Source organism: Pseudoclavibacter sp. AY1F1 (assembly GCF_002931075.1).
Classification (GTDB): domain Bacteria; phylum Actinomycetota; class Actinomycetes; order Actinomycetales; family Microbacteriaceae; genus Pseudoclavibacter.
On sequence record NZ_PSTQ01000008.1, the window covers coordinates 116,000 to 133,842 of the forward strand.

At 64.6% G+C, this 17,843-nt stretch carries 16 protein-coding genes; 3 read left to right on the forward strand and 13 right to left on the reverse strand.

What is annotated here, in order from left to right; all coding sequences use genetic code 11:
* The first annotated feature begins 242 nt into the window (after window positions 1-242).
* On the forward strand, window positions 243-1,232 hold the full coding sequence (locus tag C5B85_RS12980) for a nucleotidyltransferase family protein (protein WP_104286435.1): 990 nt from the start codon (window positions 243-245) through the stop codon (window positions 1,230-1,232).
* 27 nt (window positions 1,233-1,259) lie between these two features.
* Here C5B85_RS12980 and C5B85_RS12985 read toward each other — a convergent pair whose 3' ends face one another.
* Complete coding sequence (locus tag C5B85_RS12985) at window positions 1,260-1,604, reverse strand: PqqD family protein (RefSeq protein WP_104286436.1); 345 nt, start codon at window positions 1,602-1,604, stop codon at window positions 1,260-1,262.
* Window positions 1,605-1,714: 110 nt separating this feature from the next.
* A complete protein-coding gene (locus C5B85_RS12990; protein WP_258070776.1) occupies window positions 1,715-3,331 on the reverse strand; it encodes a sugar transferase in 1,617 nt (538 codons plus the stop codon).
* A gap of 315 nt (window positions 3,332-3,646) precedes the next feature.
* Here C5B85_RS12990 and C5B85_RS12995 point away from each other — a divergent pair, with 315 nt between their 5' ends.
* Window positions 3,647-4,756 (forward strand): LCP family protein, encoded by a 1,110-nt coding sequence (locus tag C5B85_RS12995; protein WP_104286438.1) that lies wholly within the window; start codon window positions 3,647-3,649, stop codon window positions 4,754-4,756.
* An 88-nt stretch (window positions 4,757-4,844) separates the two neighbouring features.
* Here the strand turns inward: C5B85_RS12995 and C5B85_RS13000 are convergent, their stop codons facing one another.
* The 10 genes from C5B85_RS13000 to C5B85_RS13045 all read right to left on the reverse strand — a co-directional run bounded on the left by C5B85_RS13000 (window position 4,845) and on the right by C5B85_RS13045 (window position 14,619).
* A complete protein-coding gene (locus C5B85_RS13000) occupies window positions 4,845-5,372 on the reverse strand; it encodes a hypothetical protein (RefSeq protein ID WP_146077959.1) in 528 nt (175 codons plus the stop codon).
* A gap of 171 nt (window positions 5,373-5,543) precedes the next feature.
* Window positions 5,544-6,353, reverse strand: a complete 810-nt coding sequence (locus C5B85_RS13005) for a hypothetical protein (protein WP_104286439.1) — start codon at window positions 6,351-6,353, stop codon at window positions 5,544-5,546.
* Between the two features lie 203 nt (window positions 6,354-6,556).
* Entirely contained in the window at window positions 6,557-7,486 is a 930-nt protein-coding gene (locus C5B85_RS13010; protein WP_104286440.1) for a hypothetical protein, read from the reverse strand.
* Window positions 7,487-7,820: 334 nt separating this feature from the next.
* Window positions 7,821-8,669, reverse strand: coding sequence for an endo alpha-1,4 polygalactosaminidase (locus C5B85_RS13015; RefSeq protein WP_219819408.1), 849 nt, complete (start codon window positions 8,667-8,669; stop codon window positions 7,821-7,823).
* A gap of 61 nt (window positions 8,670-8,730) precedes the next feature.
* Window positions 8,731-9,894, reverse strand: coding sequence for an ABC transporter ATP-binding protein (locus C5B85_RS13020; RefSeq protein WP_104286441.1), 1,164 nt, complete (start codon window positions 9,892-9,894; stop codon window positions 8,731-8,733).
* Window positions 9,891-10,676, reverse strand: coding sequence for an ABC transporter permease (locus C5B85_RS13025; protein WP_104286442.1), 786 nt, complete (start codon window positions 10,674-10,676; stop codon window positions 9,891-9,893). The genes C5B85_RS13020 and C5B85_RS13025 overlap by 4 nt, the downstream gene beginning before the upstream one ends.
* Window positions 10,673-11,590 carry an ABC transporter permease gene (locus C5B85_RS13030; protein WP_104286487.1) on the reverse strand — a complete coding sequence of 306 codons (918 nt, stop codon included), beginning with the start codon at window positions 11,588-11,590 and terminating at the stop codon, window positions 10,673-10,675. Before C5B85_RS13030 ends, C5B85_RS13025 begins: the two co-directional genes overlap by 4 nt.
* Window positions 11,591-11,595: 5 nt before the next feature.
* Complete coding sequence (locus tag C5B85_RS13035) at window positions 11,596-12,717, reverse strand: extracellular solute-binding protein (protein ID WP_258070777.1); 1,122 nt, start codon at window positions 12,715-12,717, stop codon at window positions 11,596-11,598.
* Window positions 12,718-12,770: 53 nt separating this feature from the next.
* A complete protein-coding gene (locus tag C5B85_RS19230) occupies window positions 12,771-13,583 on the reverse strand; it encodes a PfkB family carbohydrate kinase (RefSeq protein ID WP_181064428.1) in 813 nt (270 codons plus the stop codon).
* A gap of 4 nt (window positions 13,584-13,587) precedes the next feature.
* Window positions 13,588-14,619 carry an SIS domain-containing protein gene (locus C5B85_RS13045; protein WP_146077960.1) on the reverse strand — a complete coding sequence of 344 codons (1,032 nt, stop codon included), beginning with the start codon at window positions 14,617-14,619 and terminating at the stop codon, window positions 13,588-13,590.
* A gap of 245 nt (window positions 14,620-14,864) precedes the next feature.
* On the opposite strand from C5B85_RS13045, the gene C5B85_RS13050 reads away from it, so the two are divergent.
* Window positions 14,865-15,959, forward strand: coding sequence for a LacI family DNA-binding transcriptional regulator (locus tag C5B85_RS13050; protein WP_104286445.1), 1,095 nt, complete (start codon window positions 14,865-14,867; stop codon window positions 15,957-15,959).
* 33 nt (window positions 15,960-15,992) lie between these two features.
* On the opposite strand, the gene C5B85_RS13055 is transcribed toward C5B85_RS13050, so the two are convergent.
* Complete coding sequence (locus tag C5B85_RS13055; protein WP_104286446.1) at window positions 15,993-17,687, reverse strand: LuxR C-terminal-related transcriptional regulator; 1,695 nt, start codon at window positions 17,685-17,687, stop codon at window positions 15,993-15,995.
* Window positions 17,688-17,843 lie beyond the last annotated feature (156 nt).

Genomic DNA, 17,843 nt, shown 5'->3' on the forward strand with positions numbered 1-17,843 from the left:
TGGCTTGTCTACCGACACACAAACAAGAGATTCCCCCTTATTCCCCATGACAAATCGCGGAAGATTCCTGCTTTCGTGACGCGCATCCGGATACACCCGGGGCACCAAAGGTGCCAACGCGAGACCGAACACCACCACACGCGCCGCACCGAACGGCACCGAGCACGCGCATCTGCCCACAGACCTCGATATGCTCACCGTGGCGAGTTCTCCAGGCTCGCGACGCAGATGTAAGGACCTCAGTGACAGCAGCCGGCGCGTCTCCGGATACCGCGACCATCGCTTTCTCGGTAAGCGACGGAGTTGCGCTGTCAACCGCCCTCGCGCAGCACGTCGCCCGAGAACACCGCATCCGCATGCTTGTCATCAAGGGGCCCATCTCAGCCGACCTGGGACTGCGCACTCGCAGGTACTCGACCGACGTCGACATCGTCGTCGAACCGGCCCGCACAAAAGACCTCATCGAGGCCCTCGGCGCCTACGGCTGGACCCCCCGCCCCTGGCCCGACTTCCCGAAACTCCTCGAGCAGCACTCGCGCACCCTCATCCACGAGTCGTGGCCGAACGACATCGACGTGCATCACTACTGGCCTGGCTTCCTCGGCGAGCCCCAGGACGCATTCGACCGCCTCTGGATGCACCGCATCCAGGTCAACGTCGCCGGCCACCCCATCGAGACCCCCGACCGTGCAGGAAGCGCACTCGTGCTCGCCCTGCACTCACTCCGCGAAGAGGGACAAGTCGCGGACGACTCTCGTCAGATGACGGAGTACGCGGAACTCGTCGACGCGCTCAAGAAGATGGAAGGCGCAGACGCCGAGTACGTCTCCCCCACCCGCACTTCGACTTCCCTCACCGAGCAGATCCTCCAAGATGCGGTGGGCACCGACTCCACGCAGACAGCTCGACGGTTCCTCATCGACCTCGGCCACGACGTCCCACTGGTCCCAGACTCCACAGCAAGCGAACCATTGCGCCTGTGGCGCCTCAACGCGAAAGCCGAGCACGCCATGACCGGCTGGATGCTCAAACTCCAGCGGGCACCCCTGCTCAAGAAGCCCGGTATCGCCGCGCGAGCGTTCTTCCCTTCCCGCGCAGACCTCGAGGCAATCGACCCGGAGCTCCGCAACGGGACGATCAGCCTCCGGAAGTCCTGGTGGCGCCGAGTGAGCCGCGGCCTCCACGGACTGGTACAGGCAAGGCGCGACCTGCGGGCGTTCGACAAGCGCTGAGTCGCCGACGACACAGCCAGGGAACGCTCAGGCGGTCGTGGCCCCTGAGTCACGCTTCTGCAGCAGGCGAGCATCCAACAGCTGCGTCACAAAAGTCAGCACCTGCTCGCCGATGACCAACTCGTCGAGCCCGTACTCGCTCGCCAGCGCACTCACGACGAGACGCAACGATCGCTCACCGTCCAGCTCGTCCCAGATGACCGCCGCGGTGCCAGTCAGCACAAGCGGCTTGCAGTCGGTGTCCGTCAGCGAGAGGAGCGTGAGGTCGCCGCTCTCCTCATCGCGAACAAGCGCCAACGATTCCACCGGGGAGACAACAGCGTCGAAGAGCCCTTCGCTTTCGCGTCGCTCATCGCGTGTGCCCAGGTCCATCCCGTCAGCCTACTGTTTGCGTGCGACGTCGGTGACGCACCACCCGCCGAGACAGAAAACGGCGGCTGCTCGCAGAAGAGCAACCGCCGTCTCACGCCACCAAGTCGGGCCTAGTAGGCGCCTTCGCTCGCGACGACGGCGCGGGCCGTGCGGAAGAGAATGACGAAGTCGCCGGCCATCGACCAGTTCTCGACGTAGTAGAGGTCGAGGCGAACCGTTTCCTCCCACGTGAGGTTCGAGCGTCCGCTGACCTGCCAGAGGCCCGTGATGCCGGGCTTCACCATGAAGCGACGGTGCACGTGGTCCTCGTACTGCTTGACCTCGCGGTCCAGGGGCGGGCGCGGACCGACAAGCGACATGGAGCCGCCGAAGACGTTGAGCAGCTGCGGGAGCTCATCGATGGAGTAGCGACGGATGAACTTGCCGACCCTCGTGATACGAGGGTCGTCCTTCATCTTGAAGAGGATGTCGTTGCCGGCATCGCGACGTTCGCTCTGCAGCTTCTTAAGCACCTCTTCGGCATCGGCGCGCATGCTGCGGAACTTCCACATCGTGAAGCGGCTCCCGCCGTACCCGACGCGCTCCTGCTTGAAGAACACACCACCAGGCGACGTGACCGCGACCGCGACGGCCGTTCCGATGAGGATCGGCGAGAGCACCAGGATCAGGAGACCGGAGACGAGGACATCGAACGCACGCTTGAGCAGCAGGCCCATACGCGTGAACTTCGGGGAGTCGACGTGCAGCAGCGGGAGTCCGGCGACAGGTCGGGTGACGATGCGAGGGCCACCCACATCCAGCAGACCCGGCGCAACGATAAGGAAGTGACGGTCGGGGTCGAGGTCCCAGCCGACCTCGCGGAGCCACTGCGTCGATGTGACGTCGTTGCCCGCGATGACGACGGTGTCGGCGCCGATGGCGTCAAGCGAACCGGCGAGATCCTCGGGGTTGCCACCGATCGGCACCTCAGTGCCGGGCAGGAAGTCGGGAGCGTTCGGGTCGAGCTCACCGCTCTTCCCGTCGATGAGGCAAGCGCCGACGACGTTGTAGCCGGCCGCGTCGCGACGAGAAAGATCGCGGTTGAGGTCGAGAACCGAGTAGCGCGAACCCACGAGCAGCACTCGTGCCTGTAGGTTGCCGCCCTTGCGCTGGCGCACCAGCCACTGGCGGCCGATCCAACGCGACAGGATGAGCGCCACCGTGCCGACAGGGAAGGCGATCAGAACATAACCACGAGCCAGCTCGAACGCGGAGAGGTACGCGAAGATCGACACGATTCCCGCGAGCATGAGCGACGCGTTGAAGACACCGCGGTACTCCTCGAAACCGGAGCCGAGGATGCGGTAGTCGCGAGTGTCGAAGAGGGAGAGCATCCACGCCCAGCCGGCGACGATCACGGCGGAGACGAGCCAGTAGGAGACCTCGGTACTGAAAACGGCGTTAGCGCCAGACGGAACGGCGGCGTTGCCGCCGCCGAGCCAGATGAGCTGCGCGCCGAGCATGACAATCGCGAGGACGGCCAGGTCAGTGAGCACAAGAAGACGGGCGTAGCCCTGGCGCCAGTTCGCGCGACGCTTGATGCTGCGCTGAACGCGAGCCGACGGTTCAGCCGAGCTCTGCGCGAAGTGCGGCTCGACAGAGGGCACTGACTTGCTGTCGCGATCGCTGTCCGTCGTGGTTACGACGGGGATCTGCGCAGTAGCTGGCCCTGAGGTGGGAGGCGTCACGTGTGCTCCAATAAGAGATGAGTACTTTTTGGTGCGCACACCGCGTTGGGGACCGGGCATGCGCTTCGGGTCTCCACGGCCACTGGCCGCGCTCTGTCCGTGCCTGTGGGCTCGTCATAGAGATCCTGGGTGCCTCCTGAGAGTATCCCAACGTTCACGCATAACGAAAGGGTTACCCCGGTCTTTTTTGCGCATCTCTGGCGTGTTTTCCTGCCCGAAACATATTCGGTGTGCATTCGCGTGCGTACACATGCAAAAGGACCGCGCCGGCGCCCGAATCGTGCCAGAAACCAGGCCCGTGACATACTCACCTGCATGGAGCAGACCCCAGGCCAGGCTTCGTCGCGCCCCCAAAGCAACGACGACGCCCTCTCAGATCTCTTCGAGCACGACGCAGCCGGCGGCTCGGACGGCACCCGCCGAGGAGCCCGCAACGAAGACAAGAAGAAGCGTCGCGGCCCGAAGATCCTTCTGTGGACGCTCGTCGGAATCCTCGTTGCGGCCGTTGCCGGCGCCGGGATCATCTGGTGGAACGTGAACCAGGCGTTCAACGACGTCGAGAAGATCCCAGACGCTCTCCCCGACTACGAGGGCCGCCCCGAGCCCCTCACTACCGACGCCGGCACACCCATGAACATCCTGCTCCTCGGCAGCGACTCACGCGCCCCAGGTAGTCCGTCGATCATGACCGACCTCGGCAGCCGCAGCGACACCATGATGCTTGTACACATTCCCGCGGACCGCAGCGACGTTCAAGTCATCTCAATCATGCGTGACAGCTGGCTCGCCATCCCGGGGCATGGAGAGGCCAAGATCAATGCGGCCCTCTCGTACGGTGGCGTACCCCTGGTCGTCCAGACCGTCGAGGGGCTGCTCGGCCAGCGCATCGACCACGTTGCCGTTGTCGACTTCGACGGCTTCGCCGGCATCACGGATGCACTCGGTGGAGTCACGATCAACAATGACGTCGCGTTCACGTCCTCCCACAAGGCAGGTCACCAGTTCGCGGCCGGTCCCATCACACTGAACGGCGAGGAGGCGCTCGCGTTCGTTCGTGAGCGTTACGCCTTCACTGACGGCGACTACCAGCGCGTCCGCAACCAGCAGGCGTGGGTGAAGGCAGTTCTCGACAAGATGTTGACGACAGAGACCCTCACCAACCCTGGCAAGGTGCAGGACATCATCACGAAATTCTCCCCCTACATCGGCGTCGACGACACCTTTACGCTCCAGACGATGATCGATCTTGGAGTCTCCATGCGCGACGTCCGAGGAAGCAACATCCGCAGCTTCACGCTCCCCACAAACGGCACCGGCATGGTCGGTGACCAGTCCGTGGTCTTCCTCGACACCGTCAGCATCGCCGAGCTCAAGAAGCACCTCGCCGCCGACACGGTGAGCGAATACCAGCCGACAGGTCGCTGACCGCTCGTCCGCTGCTCATCGCCCCGCGCATCCACTCGGATGCGCGGGGCGATTCGTTTGCGCTGCGTTTCACCTATCTCAAGGAAATTCAAGTCCCGCTGCAGAGGATCAGTGTCGAGGACACTGAGGCGGCTGATTTCGCGCCGGTCCCGATGTACCCGCTCGGGAGGGACACGACCGCGTTCATGGCGAAGGCGACGCTGATCGAGAGCGTCGTTCGCAGCGCCAGGGTCGCGCCCGCCGGGAGCGGAGAAGTGAGGACCGCCTGCCGCGCGGTGCCGCTGAGCGTCGTGATCGACGCCGTGCCGCCCGAGGCACTGAACGTGCCAATGTTCGCGATTCCGCTTCCGATGATCGTGATCGTGGTGTTGACCGGCAGCGGAACGGTCGAGGATGCGCTCAGGGTGAAACCTGGCCCGATCACACCAAGAACCCCGCAGCTGCCGCGGTTCACGTACGCCCCTACGTCGATATCCGCGCTCGTCGACGCCGACGCGAGCGGCGCGGCGATAGCTGTCGCGATCGCCGGCACCGCCCAGGCGGTGTTCCGAATCAACGATCGGCGATCGGTGGGCTTCTCGAGGGCTCTGTGACGGGACGCGAAGGAATTCTGCACGGCAGGCCTTTACTCAATGGGAGAAATTGGAGCAGGACAAGTGGTGCATGCGCCGAGGGAAACACGACGCACAGAGGTTCAGATAGTAAACGCCCCGTTCGCCAACAGCAAGGCGCAGAGACACATCTGCCCCACGCACGGGAGCCATGCGTGGGGCAAACGAAGCTTCGGCTAGCCGCAGGTCGTATTGAACGTCATGTTGCCGAGGAACACGCCCTGGCCCTGGGCAGCGGCCGTTGTGCCGTTCCATGAGTTGTAGCGGAGGCGGAACGAGGAAATCGTTCCAGGAATCGTAACGACCAGTGAGTTCGCCGTCGTGATCACACCACTGGCCGCGTTTTCGACGTTGGCTCGCCAAGGGTTCGCGGCCGTGCCGGCGCCCTGCACCTGGGACCCGACGGCCGTGGACGTGGCCGTGAGCGCGGTGCCGGCGACCGTGGTGAGCGTGACGGCATCGTTGTACGTAGCAGCCCGAGTGATGCCCTCCAGACGGAAGGACAATCCGGTCACGGGACGCGAGAAGCTGATGTCGACCGTCTGTCCGCGCACGGGCGTCTCGGTGGCCACGCTGGTGCCCGTCACCGTCTGCACGATGGCGAACTTGCCAGGGGCGATCGTGTTGTTCCCGTCGAAGTTGCGCGCGTCGCGGGCGTAGGTGCCCCCGGTGGTGGCGCTCACGATGGAGCTGCTGCTGAACGTGACGTTGACGGGGGTGGTGGTGAAGCCGTTGACAGCGGGAAGCACGACGTTGGCGGAACCGGCAGTGGTCGAGCTCCCGGCGCCGCGAACGTAATTCACGGGCGAAGCGCCAACGGCCGAGAATCGCACCGCACCGGTGTAGGTCTGGACGCACGGCGACGCAGACGCGGCGGGAGTCGCAACCGCAATGGCCATGACGGGCACGCTCCAGGCGGCACTCTTGATGACACCGCGACGGTTGAGGGGTTCGGAAGCGGGAGCAAACACTGGGCGCTCAGGCATAAAGGTATCCGTTCATTTGGGACCGGCGGAGATGCTGCAGTCCACGAGGGGGGGGGAATCAAGTACAGGGGAATCGCCCGAGTATCTCGGGCACAACAGCACCGTAGGTCGTGTTTGTGAACTCAATCGAGCGGTGCGGAAATAGTGCTGGAAAAACGCAAACCGGATGGTCGCTCGGCACGAACTGCTCGGTCTGGTCAAATTTATGGGCTGATCGTGACCAGAGGACGAGGCGGGCGCTCTTCAGCATTGAGCTCGCTGAGAGCTGCCCGCATGAACTTGGCGGAGGTGAAGCCAGAGCGCGTTGCTGCGAGCGCAGGGTCGCAGTCCGGATCGTCGTCGAGCAGAATGCTGGCGAGTTCAGCTCGACTGCGTCTGATGACGCGAACAACCTTTTCGTCGGCCTGCTGGAAGACGGCTTGCAACTTGCGTTCAGAGACTCCGAACTCGATCGCGACCTTTCCAGGTGTCAGTGCCTGATCGACGGCGTGAACACGAATGAATCGCAGCGCCTCTTCCCGAAGATCCGCGTGATCGTCCCGCGGCATGACCCACTGCTTGAGGAGCGAGCGAGCGACCGCATCAGCGGCGTCTTGAAGCTCCCGCCCCACTCGGGACGAACTCGGCGGGAGTGCTTGGGCCAGACCGAAACACGCGCCGAACGCGAAAGCGTTGAGCGAGGGCTCCGGCAGCATGTGAATTGCTGGCTCATCCGGACGGCGCATCGTCAACCCAAGCATGCTCTTGATACTGAACACCAGCACATCGCTCTGGTCGTCGAACGCTTGGAAGCGGATGGTTTCGGCCCCCGGCCGCAAGGCCACCACTGCTCCTCTGTCCAGCGTCGCGCTCATACGACCGACGCTCAGCCGCACCTCTCCACTGTTCACGAAAAGGAACAGGCTGCGCGCTTGGCGCTCAGGCAGATCGCGAAGAAAGGTCGCTTCTACCGGTGAGCACTCGAGCCAGGTAGAGATGAAGTTTGGCCCACGAAGCGCACTGATACTGATCCGGGTCGGAACTGCGGCCTGCGAAAAGCGCACGCCCGCGTGAGCTGCGGCGCGAGCGAATGGAGGCGGCTGGTCGGTGTTGAGCCAGTTGCCTCGTATGCGTTCGAACTCCTGCTGCGTCATGAATTCGAGTCGATTTCCTCACTCACCCAGCGATTCGGCACCTGCCGAGCAGGTGCCGTTCGCAGGCGTCTCGGTTGCCGCATGGACGCGAACACTTCATCCGGTACTCCATCCATTCGTCCCGCACCATCTGTCCCCACCGTCCGAGGACACCCGTCAGAGGCAGACGGTGGACTCGCGGTCGACGCGCATCTGCGAGATGAAGATCGTCTGGGGCACTCGAGATGCCATCTGAGGGGATGCGACCACCCTAGTGAGCCCCATACGAAACTCGCTAGCTAGGCTAGGTAAATGGACAGTGAAGTTGCAAACGGAAGTAACGCACGCCCACACATCAGCACTGCTCTCGGTGGTAGAGATCGCTCCCCGGTGCAGTGAGGTCTCGGTCGCGGATGACCGTGAGCGGAGCCCGATCCGGGTCACCACACACCGCATCCGTCGAGATCTGTACATCCGCCCCCGGCGCCGGCAGGTTGTCGATGTACTCGATCTGCAGCACGCGCTCGCCATAGGCCCTCGAGTAGCTCGCGCATTCGCCGTACGCGCTGCATTCCTCGGTGACTGCGAAGTCGAACCCGAGCTCGTCGCGGCCCCGTTCGGCGAGTTCGGCGGCGTTCTTCTGCCCGATCGCGAGGCCGGATGCGTGCGCCGCGTCGACGTAGGCGCGTGCAAGGTCCAGCGCCCCGGCCTCATCGATACCGTCGAAGCGAGTAAAGGTGTCGAGGTTGTCGATCTCGACGGCGTCGAAACCCGACTCCGCGCATCCCGCGATGATCGGCGATATCACCTCGAGGATGCCGTCGCGTTGCTCGCTGGTCGACGGGTCGAGGACGTACTCGTCCGGCCAGTCGGGGTCGATGACAGGCTCTCCTGAAGAGTCCTGCAGCAGCAGGTCCGGGCGCTCGGCCAACCATTCGGCCGACTCCCCCGGCTGCGTCTGGAAACCGTTGACGTAGCAGATGCTGTAAGCGCCGGGTTCGGGGGCTGCACTCGAATCGCGGGCTACGACGTCGATGCCGCCCTCGATCTCGTAGGGCTCACCCAACTGGTAGTCGAAAGTGCCAGCCGTGGGCGGCAGGGCCAATGATGAGACAGCGCCGTTCTGTGCGCATCCGCTCAGGGACATGCTCAGCAACGTCGCGGCGGCAAGCACGATCGGGGGCAAGGCGTGGCAGGAGCGCATGAAGACATCATGAGCCACCACGGCTTCGCCGAGCAGAGCGGGCTCGGCGAAGCCAGCGGTGTCACCTGTCGTCGCGCAGCAGGACTCCGTCAGAGACGCTCCAGTGGAGTACACCCTGCTCCCCTGCACCCGGCACTCCGACATTGCTGTCGGTGCGAACCAGCGCACTTGAACCGTCTGGCAAGTCGATGACGATTCGCCACGCGGACCCCAGGTAGGTGACAGTCGAGACGGTCACCGGAAGGAAGTTCCTGTTCGTGCCTGAGGACGCTTCGCGAGTTCTGGAAAGCGACAGCTTCTCGGGTCGTATGAGCAGCGCCACCTTCGTGTCGTTCAGCACTTGAGTCGTACGCAGTTCGTGGCCTGCGAAGAGAACGACGGTGCCTTCGCTTCCCCCATCGGAGGAACGCACTGAGCTCCCGTAGAGCACGGTGGATTCACCGAGGAAAGTGCCCACGAACAGCGTCGCCGGGCGCTCGTACAGCTCAACGCCTGTCCCGACCTGCTCAATCTTCCCGTTGTTGAAGACCGCGATGCGGTCAGACATCGACAGCGCTTCCTCCTGGTCGTGCGTAACGTAGACGAACGTCGAACCGACCTCGGTGTGGATGCGCTTGATCTCCGCTTGCAGCCAATCGCGCAGCTTCTTGTCGAGAGCGCCGAGCGGTTCGTCCATGAGCAGCACCGAGGGGCTGTAGACGAGTGCACGAGCCAGGGCGACACGCTGCTGCTGACCGCCGGAGAGCTCACCCGGGAAACGATCACCGTACTCGGTCATGCGAACCATGGCGAGTGCATCTTCGACCATGACCGCGCGCTTGGCCTTGGAGATCTTCCGCACACGAAGCGGGAACTCGACGTTGGCACGGACGCTGAGGTGCGGGAACAGGGCGTAGTTCTGAAACACCATGCCGATGTCGCGCCTGTGGGCAGGGACTCTGGCGACTGACTCGCCATGGATCTTGAGTTCACCGCTGGTCACCTCCGTGAACCCGGCGATCATGCTCAATGTGGTGGTCTTCCCGGAGCCACTGGGTCCGAGGAACGTCATGAACTCACCCGGGCGGATGGTCAGGTCGATCTGATCGACCACCGCCTTCTTGCCATAGGTCTTGGTCAGATCGATGATCGAGATCCCCGCAGGATCCCGTTCCTCGAACCGTCCCGCAGCGTTCGTCTCAAGCTCGACTGCCTGCGCGTCCTTCTGAACCTCGCGTGTGCTCATGCCTGTTGCCTTTTCCTGTTGACGAACCTCAGCTGAGCGACGGACACAGCGAGGATCGAGAAGACGGTGACGATCACGGAAACGGCCGCGACCGTGGGATCCGTGTCCTGAGTCACACTGCGGAAAACCTTGACGGGAAGCGTCTGGAGTCCGGGCGACTGGATAAAGAGGGACACGATGACCTCGTCAAACGAGGTGACGAAGGCGAAGAGAGCACCAGCCCCGACGCCGGGTGCGATGAGTGGCAGCACGATCCGGAAGAAGGTCGTGGTGCGGTTCGCGCCGAGACTCGCAGCCGCGAGCTCGAGCCGCGAGTCGACGCCCTCAAGGCTGGTGAGAACGTTGACGATGACAAAAGGCAAAGCCAGCACGGTGTGCGCGAGCACGAAGCCAGGTACGGTGCCGAGCAGCCCGAACTGCAGGAACACCGCGTAGAGGCCGACCGCGAGCACGATGCCCGGGATCATCATGGGCGTCAGCAGATACCCCTCAAAGAGGGCCCGACCTCGGATGCGCATCTTTGACAACCCGAACGCCGCGAGCGTGCCGGTCACCGTCGCGATGATCGTCGCGAGCACTCCCACCTGGAGTGAGAGCAGGAGCGAGCGGACCCACGTGAGATCGGTGAAAAAGTTCTCGTACCACTGGAGCGAGAACCCCTTCGCGGGGAAGTTGAACGACGCCGTCTCGCTGAACGAGATGGGTACGAGCACGAGAGTCGGGAGGATGAGCCACGCGGCGACCAGTCCGCTGATGATGCCGAGCACGACCTTGAGCTTCACTGCGCTCCTCCCTTCGACGTGCGGGCGTTCTTGCCGAGGCGCGCCACGACGATGAGTGCGACCAGCGTCGCCACGAGCAGCACAACCCCAAGGGCAGAGCCCCGCCCCCAGGCGAGGAAGCCGCTCACCTGTAGCTGGATCATGGCGGAGAGCATCGTGTCCTGCGGCGAGCCGAGCAGCGACGGGATGATGTAGAAGCCCAGCGCCAGGATGAACACGGTCAGGCATCCGGAGAATATCCCGGGGCGTGAAAGCGGCAGGTAGACCCGGAAGAACGCGACCACGGGATGCGCGCCGAGGCTCTTCGCCGCGGTGACGAGGCGAGTGTCGATCCTGGAGAGCGCCGAGTAGAGCGGCATGACCATGAACGGCAGCAGCACCTGCGACATGCCGATCCCGACCCCAAGCGGGGTGCGGATGAGCTGCAGCGGTCCCAGCCCGATGGCGGTGAGCATTCCGTTGATGGGACCGCTGTCCTGCAACAGCACCACCCAGGCGAGGGTTCGCACGAGAATGCTCGACCAAAGCGGCACCATAATCAGCATCGTCATGACCGACCTGGTGCGGTCTGAGACGATCGTCATCAGGTACGCGTACGGGTACGCCATGAGCAGGCACACGAGCGTCACGGACAGCGAGATCAGGAACGTGCCGATGGCTGCCTGGCCGATGAGGGGCGTCGTGAAGAGCCACGCGTAGTTACCAAGACCCGCTTGCGGGTCGGTGAAGCTCAGGATGATGACCTGCACGATCGGGATCGCGAAAAACACCGTGATGAGCACCGCCGCCGGCAGCGTGAGCACCGGCGTGAGCCAGGATGCCGGGAGCCGACGTCGCCGCACGAGCGCCGAGGTGTCGCTTGCGTTCGACGTGCCGATACTGACGGTCGTCGCCTCGGTTGTGAGCTGGGACATGCTCATCAGCCTCCGGCTACCCAGGTGGTCCAGGCGTCGGCGAGCTCATCCCAGTTGTCGACCCAGTAGTCGATCTTGAGGTTGTGTCCGGACTCGAGGTGGTTCGATACGAGCCATTCGCTTGTCAGCTCGGGGACATCCGGAACTGCGTTCACATTCACCGGCGCGTAGGACGTTGCCTCGGAGGCAGCCGCCTGCTGGTCGGCGCCGAGGAGGTAGTTCACGGCGGCGTAGGAAGCGTCAAGGTTCGGGGTGCCCTTTGGAATGGCGATTCCGTCGATGTTGACGACCCATTCCTCCCACATCCCGGCGATCGGCGCACCAGCGTTCGCAGCGCCGAACCCGCGGCCGCTCCAGACGAGGCTCATGTCGACTTCGCCGCTCTCGAGCTGCTGCTGCGACTGGGCACCTGAGGTCCAGGGCACGAGGTTCTCGCCGAGCGAGTCGTACAGGTCCGTTGCACCGTGGAAGTCGTCGACCGTGAGATTGTCGAAGTCTGCGCCGTCAGCGAGCATCGCGAACTCGATCGCCGGCGCTTCCATCCACGGGGTAAGCGGCACGCCGCGTTTGCCGGGGAACTTCGCGGTGTCGAAGAAGTCCGTCGCGCTCTTCGGCCCGTTGTCGCCGTACACGTCGGTGTTGTAGGCGACGACGTAGCCCATGAAAATGTTCGGCACCGTGCATTCCCCGGCGACGGTTCCCTCCGGCGCATTCGACAGGTCGACCTTGGCCGGGTCGATCTTCTCGAACAGCTCACCGCAGTATCGCTCGTTCTCGAGGATCGATGAGTTGACCATGTTCCAGCTCACGTTGTCGGAGTCGACCATGGCCTTGAGCTTCGTGAGCTCGTAGCTGTCCTGCTGCACGGTTGCACCGGATTCCTCGGCGAAGGGGTCCCAGATCGCGCTGGTCTGTCCTTCCTGGATGACACCGCCGTTGCCGGCGTAGACGAGGTTGATGCCGTCGAGGGCGCCGGGAGCGATCTCACCCGCGACGGGCGGAGCGAGGTCGAGGGGAACATCGGATGCGTCCGTTGATCCCGCGAGTGGCGTGCATCCGACGAGCAACAGGCCGCTCGTCGCGATGAGGCCGGCAGCAGCCAGTGGGCGTCTTGCTGTGTTTCTCACTTTTCCTCCTTGAACAGTGGCGCTCAGGCGTGGGCCTGGACGCCGCGGGTGGTTCATTTGGTCAGCGCGGTTCGCTGCCCGTGTCCGAATGCGCCGCGGTAGCTGCAGACGTCCGCGGCGAACCGGCTGGCTGCTTGCAGAGCGACGGCCGGTGTACGGCCCGCGACGATGTTCGCGATGAAGCAGGTCTGGAACGCGTCGCCCGCGCCGATCGTGTCGCGCACCTCGATGGGGGTCGCCGGCTGCGTGAAGATGCCTTCCGGGGTGACGGCGATTGCCCCGTCGCCGCCCCTCGTGACGACGGCGTACTTTACGCCTCGCGCGACGAGTTCGCGCAAGAGGTTGACAGCGTCGTCGACGCTTGCTTCTTCTCGCGAGAAAGCGGCGTAGCGGATGTGCGGGAGCAGCCGCTCCGCGTACTCGAGGCTTTTCTTCGAGAAGTCGAACGAAACCGGAGCGATGTCCGCAAGTGCCTCAAGTAGCGGCTCCGTGAAGCTGCTGTGGCCGGTGTGGATCCAGGCCGCGCCCTGCAGGTGCGACCGGGTGGCCGCATCCAGACGGATGCGGCTCACCGGCGGCAGGAAGTCGGTGAACGTGCGGTTGCCCGATTGATCGACGATGACATCCGTGCGAGAGCTGGGTTCGTCGTGCCATTGCGAGTGGGAGATGTCAACGCCTTCAGCGGCAAGACTGCTCGCGATGAACTCGGCTTGCTCGTCAGAGCCGAGGACTCCGATGTAGGAAGCTTCGAGGCCGAGACGCCGTGCGAAGACGGCTGCGTTGGCCGCACTTCCCCCCGGGAAGACCAGCTGCTCCTGTGGATACCAGTCGACGACATTGTCGCCGACGGCGCACATTCTCGTCATGAGGTCAGTACGCAACCTTGTGCATGTAAAGGCGCGAGTCGAGGTCGTGCCCGGAGACCGACTCGAAGTGGTCGGCGAGACGCATCGTGATGGACGCCATCGGGATGTGCTGCAGCTCAGCACGCAGTGGCGCGTCGATACCGGGAAGCTCGAGGTCCATGACATCGAGAATGCGGTAGTTGGGGTTGTGGGTGTCGAAGAACTTCCTCGCGCGGTCCGCGGATGCGCGGGTCTCGTCCTGACCGGAGAAAAGGAGGTACGGCTGCTCGTTCTGGGCGAGCTCGAACGGACCGTGGAAGAAGTCGCCCGTCGCGAAGTGCGTCGACTTCTTCCACTGCATCTCGACGAGGTAGCAGACGGAGAGCAGGTAGGCCAGGCCAGACAAGCTACCGGAGGCGAGCACGTAGAGGTTGTCGGCGAACGCGTAGGAGCCCGCGATCTCGGCCAGGTGATCTTCGTACGCCTCCGTCGCGGCGAGCGTCGCAGCTGGCATCCGCTCGAGCGCCGAGCGTGCCGCCGCGACTCCCGCGTCGTCGCCATGCGCTTCACGCAGCGAGTACGCGAGCTCGCTCAGCAGCGTGTACTTCGCGCTCGTGATGGAGCGGTTGCTGCCGTAGACGAGAGAGTGGTCGGCCGGTGCCGACAGGGCGTTGTCCGCGTCGATCGCGACGGAGACCAGCAGCGCGCCAGCTGCTTTCGCGGTCTCGGCCGCCTGCACGGTCTCTGGTGTGCCCCCTGAATGCGATGCAGCGACGACGAGGTCGGTCGGTCCGACGTTGCCCGCGTAGAGGGCGTTGAACTCGGCCGCGTTGAGGTTATAGACCGGCACCTTGATCGCGGCGCGCTGAAGCTGGAGGACGACTGGCACGGAGGAAGCCCAGGACCCGCCCATGCCGACGAACAGAATGCGTGCGATGTTACGACCGCGGGCATCCGCTGCGATCTTCTGCGTGAGCCCGCGCTGCGCGACTGCACCTTCGAGCGTTGACACCAGGTCGCTTTCGATGGGGCGGAGCGGGCTAAGTACCTTCGACAATTCGGAACCTCTCGTCGTAATCCAAGTGAGAACGTTCTCACGCCGACGAAGCTAACACAGCTAGATTTCGCGTGTCAACGACGATTTCGACCACTTGAGAACGTTCTCGTTTTTCACCATGACGATCCACAGGAGTTGCCGTCATGGGCTACGCTCAACTTCAGGAGCCCATGCGCTCCTGAAGACTTCGCCGGCATCGCTGGCCCGTTGCCCACCGCGTCCGGCCCTGAGCCGAAGGAGCCCGCATGGCCAAAACCGCCCGAACAGCCACGATCATCGAAGTGGCGAAGGAAGCCGGCGTCTCGACAGCGACAGCAGCCCGAGCCCTCGGAAACTACGGCCCAGTCCGGGAGTCAACGCGCGAGAAGGTGATGCTCGCTGCCAAGAAGCTCAAGTACCAGCCCAACGAGCTCGCCCGAAGCATGATCACCGGGCGAACCAGGTCCATCGGAGTCATCTGCGGTGACGTGCACAATCCGTTCTTCGCCGGCATTGTGCGAGGCGTCACCGACGTGGCCCGCGAGCGCGGGTACACGGTGCTCATCGCGAACAGCGACGAGGACTGGCCAACCGAGGTCGAGGCCGTCGCCACATTCAGCGCGAGCGGTGTCGATGGTCTGATCGCCTCCCCCGCGGAGCCGAAGCGGGTCGACCACCTGGTGGACTGGAGCGGTAGGGGCAAGCCCGTCACCTTCATCGACCGAGCGAGCGCCAAGATCTCCACAGATGCCGTCGTGGTCGATGGCCCGAGCGCAGTCCAGAACGCCGTCGAGACCTTCTTCAGCCTCGGCCATGAGCGCATTGCAATTATCGGTGAGTTCCAGGACATCGACGACATGGAGCGCGTACTCTCACTCAACGAACGCGCACTCGGCCAGCTCGACGTCTTCACGCTCTCCCCCAGCAACGCGAGACTCGTCGGCTACCTCCGTGCTCACGCCGCTGCAGGCAAGACCGTGCATCCTGAACTCGTGGTTCGGGCGGGGTCCTACAACCTGGGGGCCGCGGAAGCAGCCACCGACGCCCTCCTGTCCGCGACTGAGGTGACCGCCATGATTGCCACAGACAACGTCATGAGCCTCGGCGCCTACAGGGCACTCATCGAATCGCCGCTGAGCATCCCGGGTGATGTGTCGTTCATTGGCTTCGACAACCAGGACTGGACCGACCTGGTAACCCCGAGGATCAGCGTGATCGATCAGCCCTCCCACCCAATGGGGCAGCAGGCGGCCCGCATGTTACTTGAACGCATCGACGGCCTCGAAGGCGAACCACGCGTCGTGACATCGCCGACGGCGCTCATCGAGCGCGACTCAGTGGCAGCCCCGCCCAGCAACTAGCCCTGCCCCTTCGCAAACCCAGCCCAGTCGCTCTCACAGCCCCACGTCGGACCACAGCCCCGGGTTGCCTCGGCCCACCTTGATGGCGTCGTCGCGCGACGAGACGCCGAGCTTCTTGAAGAGGCTCCGCAGCTGCGACTTGATCGTGTTGGGCGACACGTGTTCGGCGGCGGCGATGTCGTTGAGCTTCCGGGACTGCAGCAGGTGCCGCAGCACGACCCGTTCGCGCTCGGTGAGCCGGATCTCTGGAGCCACGGCGGGCGCATTGGCGTTGGGGGCACTCGCGAGCGCTCGCCGCACCTGACGAACGGGGAGCCGCACGCCGCTGCTCGCGCACAACGCCTCGTAGTCCTCGTCGCCGAAGCGCATGAGCACGCCGTTGAAGCCCTGTTCCCCGACCATGGTCGTCAGCGTCCGGAACAGCTCGGCAGCCCGATCCCCAGCTCCGGCGCGGAAGTGGATGATCGTGGCAGCGGCCAGCAGCTCCATGCTGACCCGCAGGCTGCGCTCTTCCGTTGGAACGGACTCCATCAGGGCGACCGCCTGCACGTGCTCATCCGCCCTGACCAGCATCCAGACGCGAGCGATCAGCGCCGCTTGCCGATGGAACTCACTGTCTCCAGCTTCCAGGACCGCGAGGGCCTCCGTGGCGCCGCGCGCATCGTTCAACGCGATGCGAATACCGACGTCCGAGAATCGGAGCGCCCACCCATTCAGTCCGTCTTCGACGAGGCCCGCTGGGCGTGCAAGAACGGCGGCGCGATTCCGCAGCGACTGCGCGAGCGGATCCCCGCTCAGCACCTCCAGCCGCGATGCGACCCCAAGGCGAAGCGCCCACTGCTCAGGCGCGATCTCGTCGCCGGGATCTCGCACCAGCCACGCGCGCGCCTCATCGACCTTGAGTTCGTCGATCGCGAGGTTCGCCGCCGCGAGCACCCCCATGACCGTCGCCGCATCAGCCGGGCCGCCATCGAAGCCGGGCGCGCCAACGGCCACACGGTCGGGGCGGCCACTCAGCGCGGTGGGCTGGCGCTTGAGCCAGGAACGCGCCGACGCGAGGTCGCCCGTGATGCTGTGGATGAGGGCTATCGACCCGGCGGCGGCGGTCGCCATTCGTTCGCTGTCGAACTCGACGGCGTCGCCGTATGCGGATTCGAACTCCGCGAGCGCCGCCCGGACCTCGCCTGCGAAGAGCAGGCTCGTCGCCCACTGGATGCGCAACCCTGGAAGGAGGGGGCGCAAGGTCTTGAGCTCAGCGGGGGACGCCTGCTTGACGGCCTCGATGGCGGTCGCGGCGATCCTGGCCGCCACCCGGAAGCGTCCACGCCCTCGTTCGTGCGCCGTCTGCCCCGTGTATTGCGCCAGGTCGTCGATGAGTTCGCCCGCATCGTTCGGCTGCGCCGCCTCGAAGTTGAACCTCGCCGGGCGCACTCGGCCGTCGTCCGGTGCGAAGTTCAGGTATTGCCGCGCGGCGGCCCAACGGGGCTTGTCTTCGAGCACTGCATCCGGCAGCGCGTTCACGACCTCGCGCATCGTGTCCCGCGAGGTTCGAAGCAGCGCGGTCCAGTGCTGCTCGAGAAGTTGCGTGACCGCATCCCAGGCACCGCGCGCCTGAGCGTCGACGATCCGCTCGATAGGCGACGGCGCGACGTCCTGCCGTTGCCGTCGCCGAGGAGCGCCCGACGCATCGATCAGCCTCGGCAGACGGATGGGTGCTGTGTGCGTCAACTGGGGCCTCGTCTCTTGAAAGTCGCGTCGATCCGGCCCGAGATGCGCGCGCGCGCGCACGGGTCTCCGGAACTCGGGGGTGGGCTCGCTTCCAGAAGGGCGATGTCACCAGTCGACGCGAAGCCGCGGTGAGAGTATCCCGACCCCGGCGCGGGT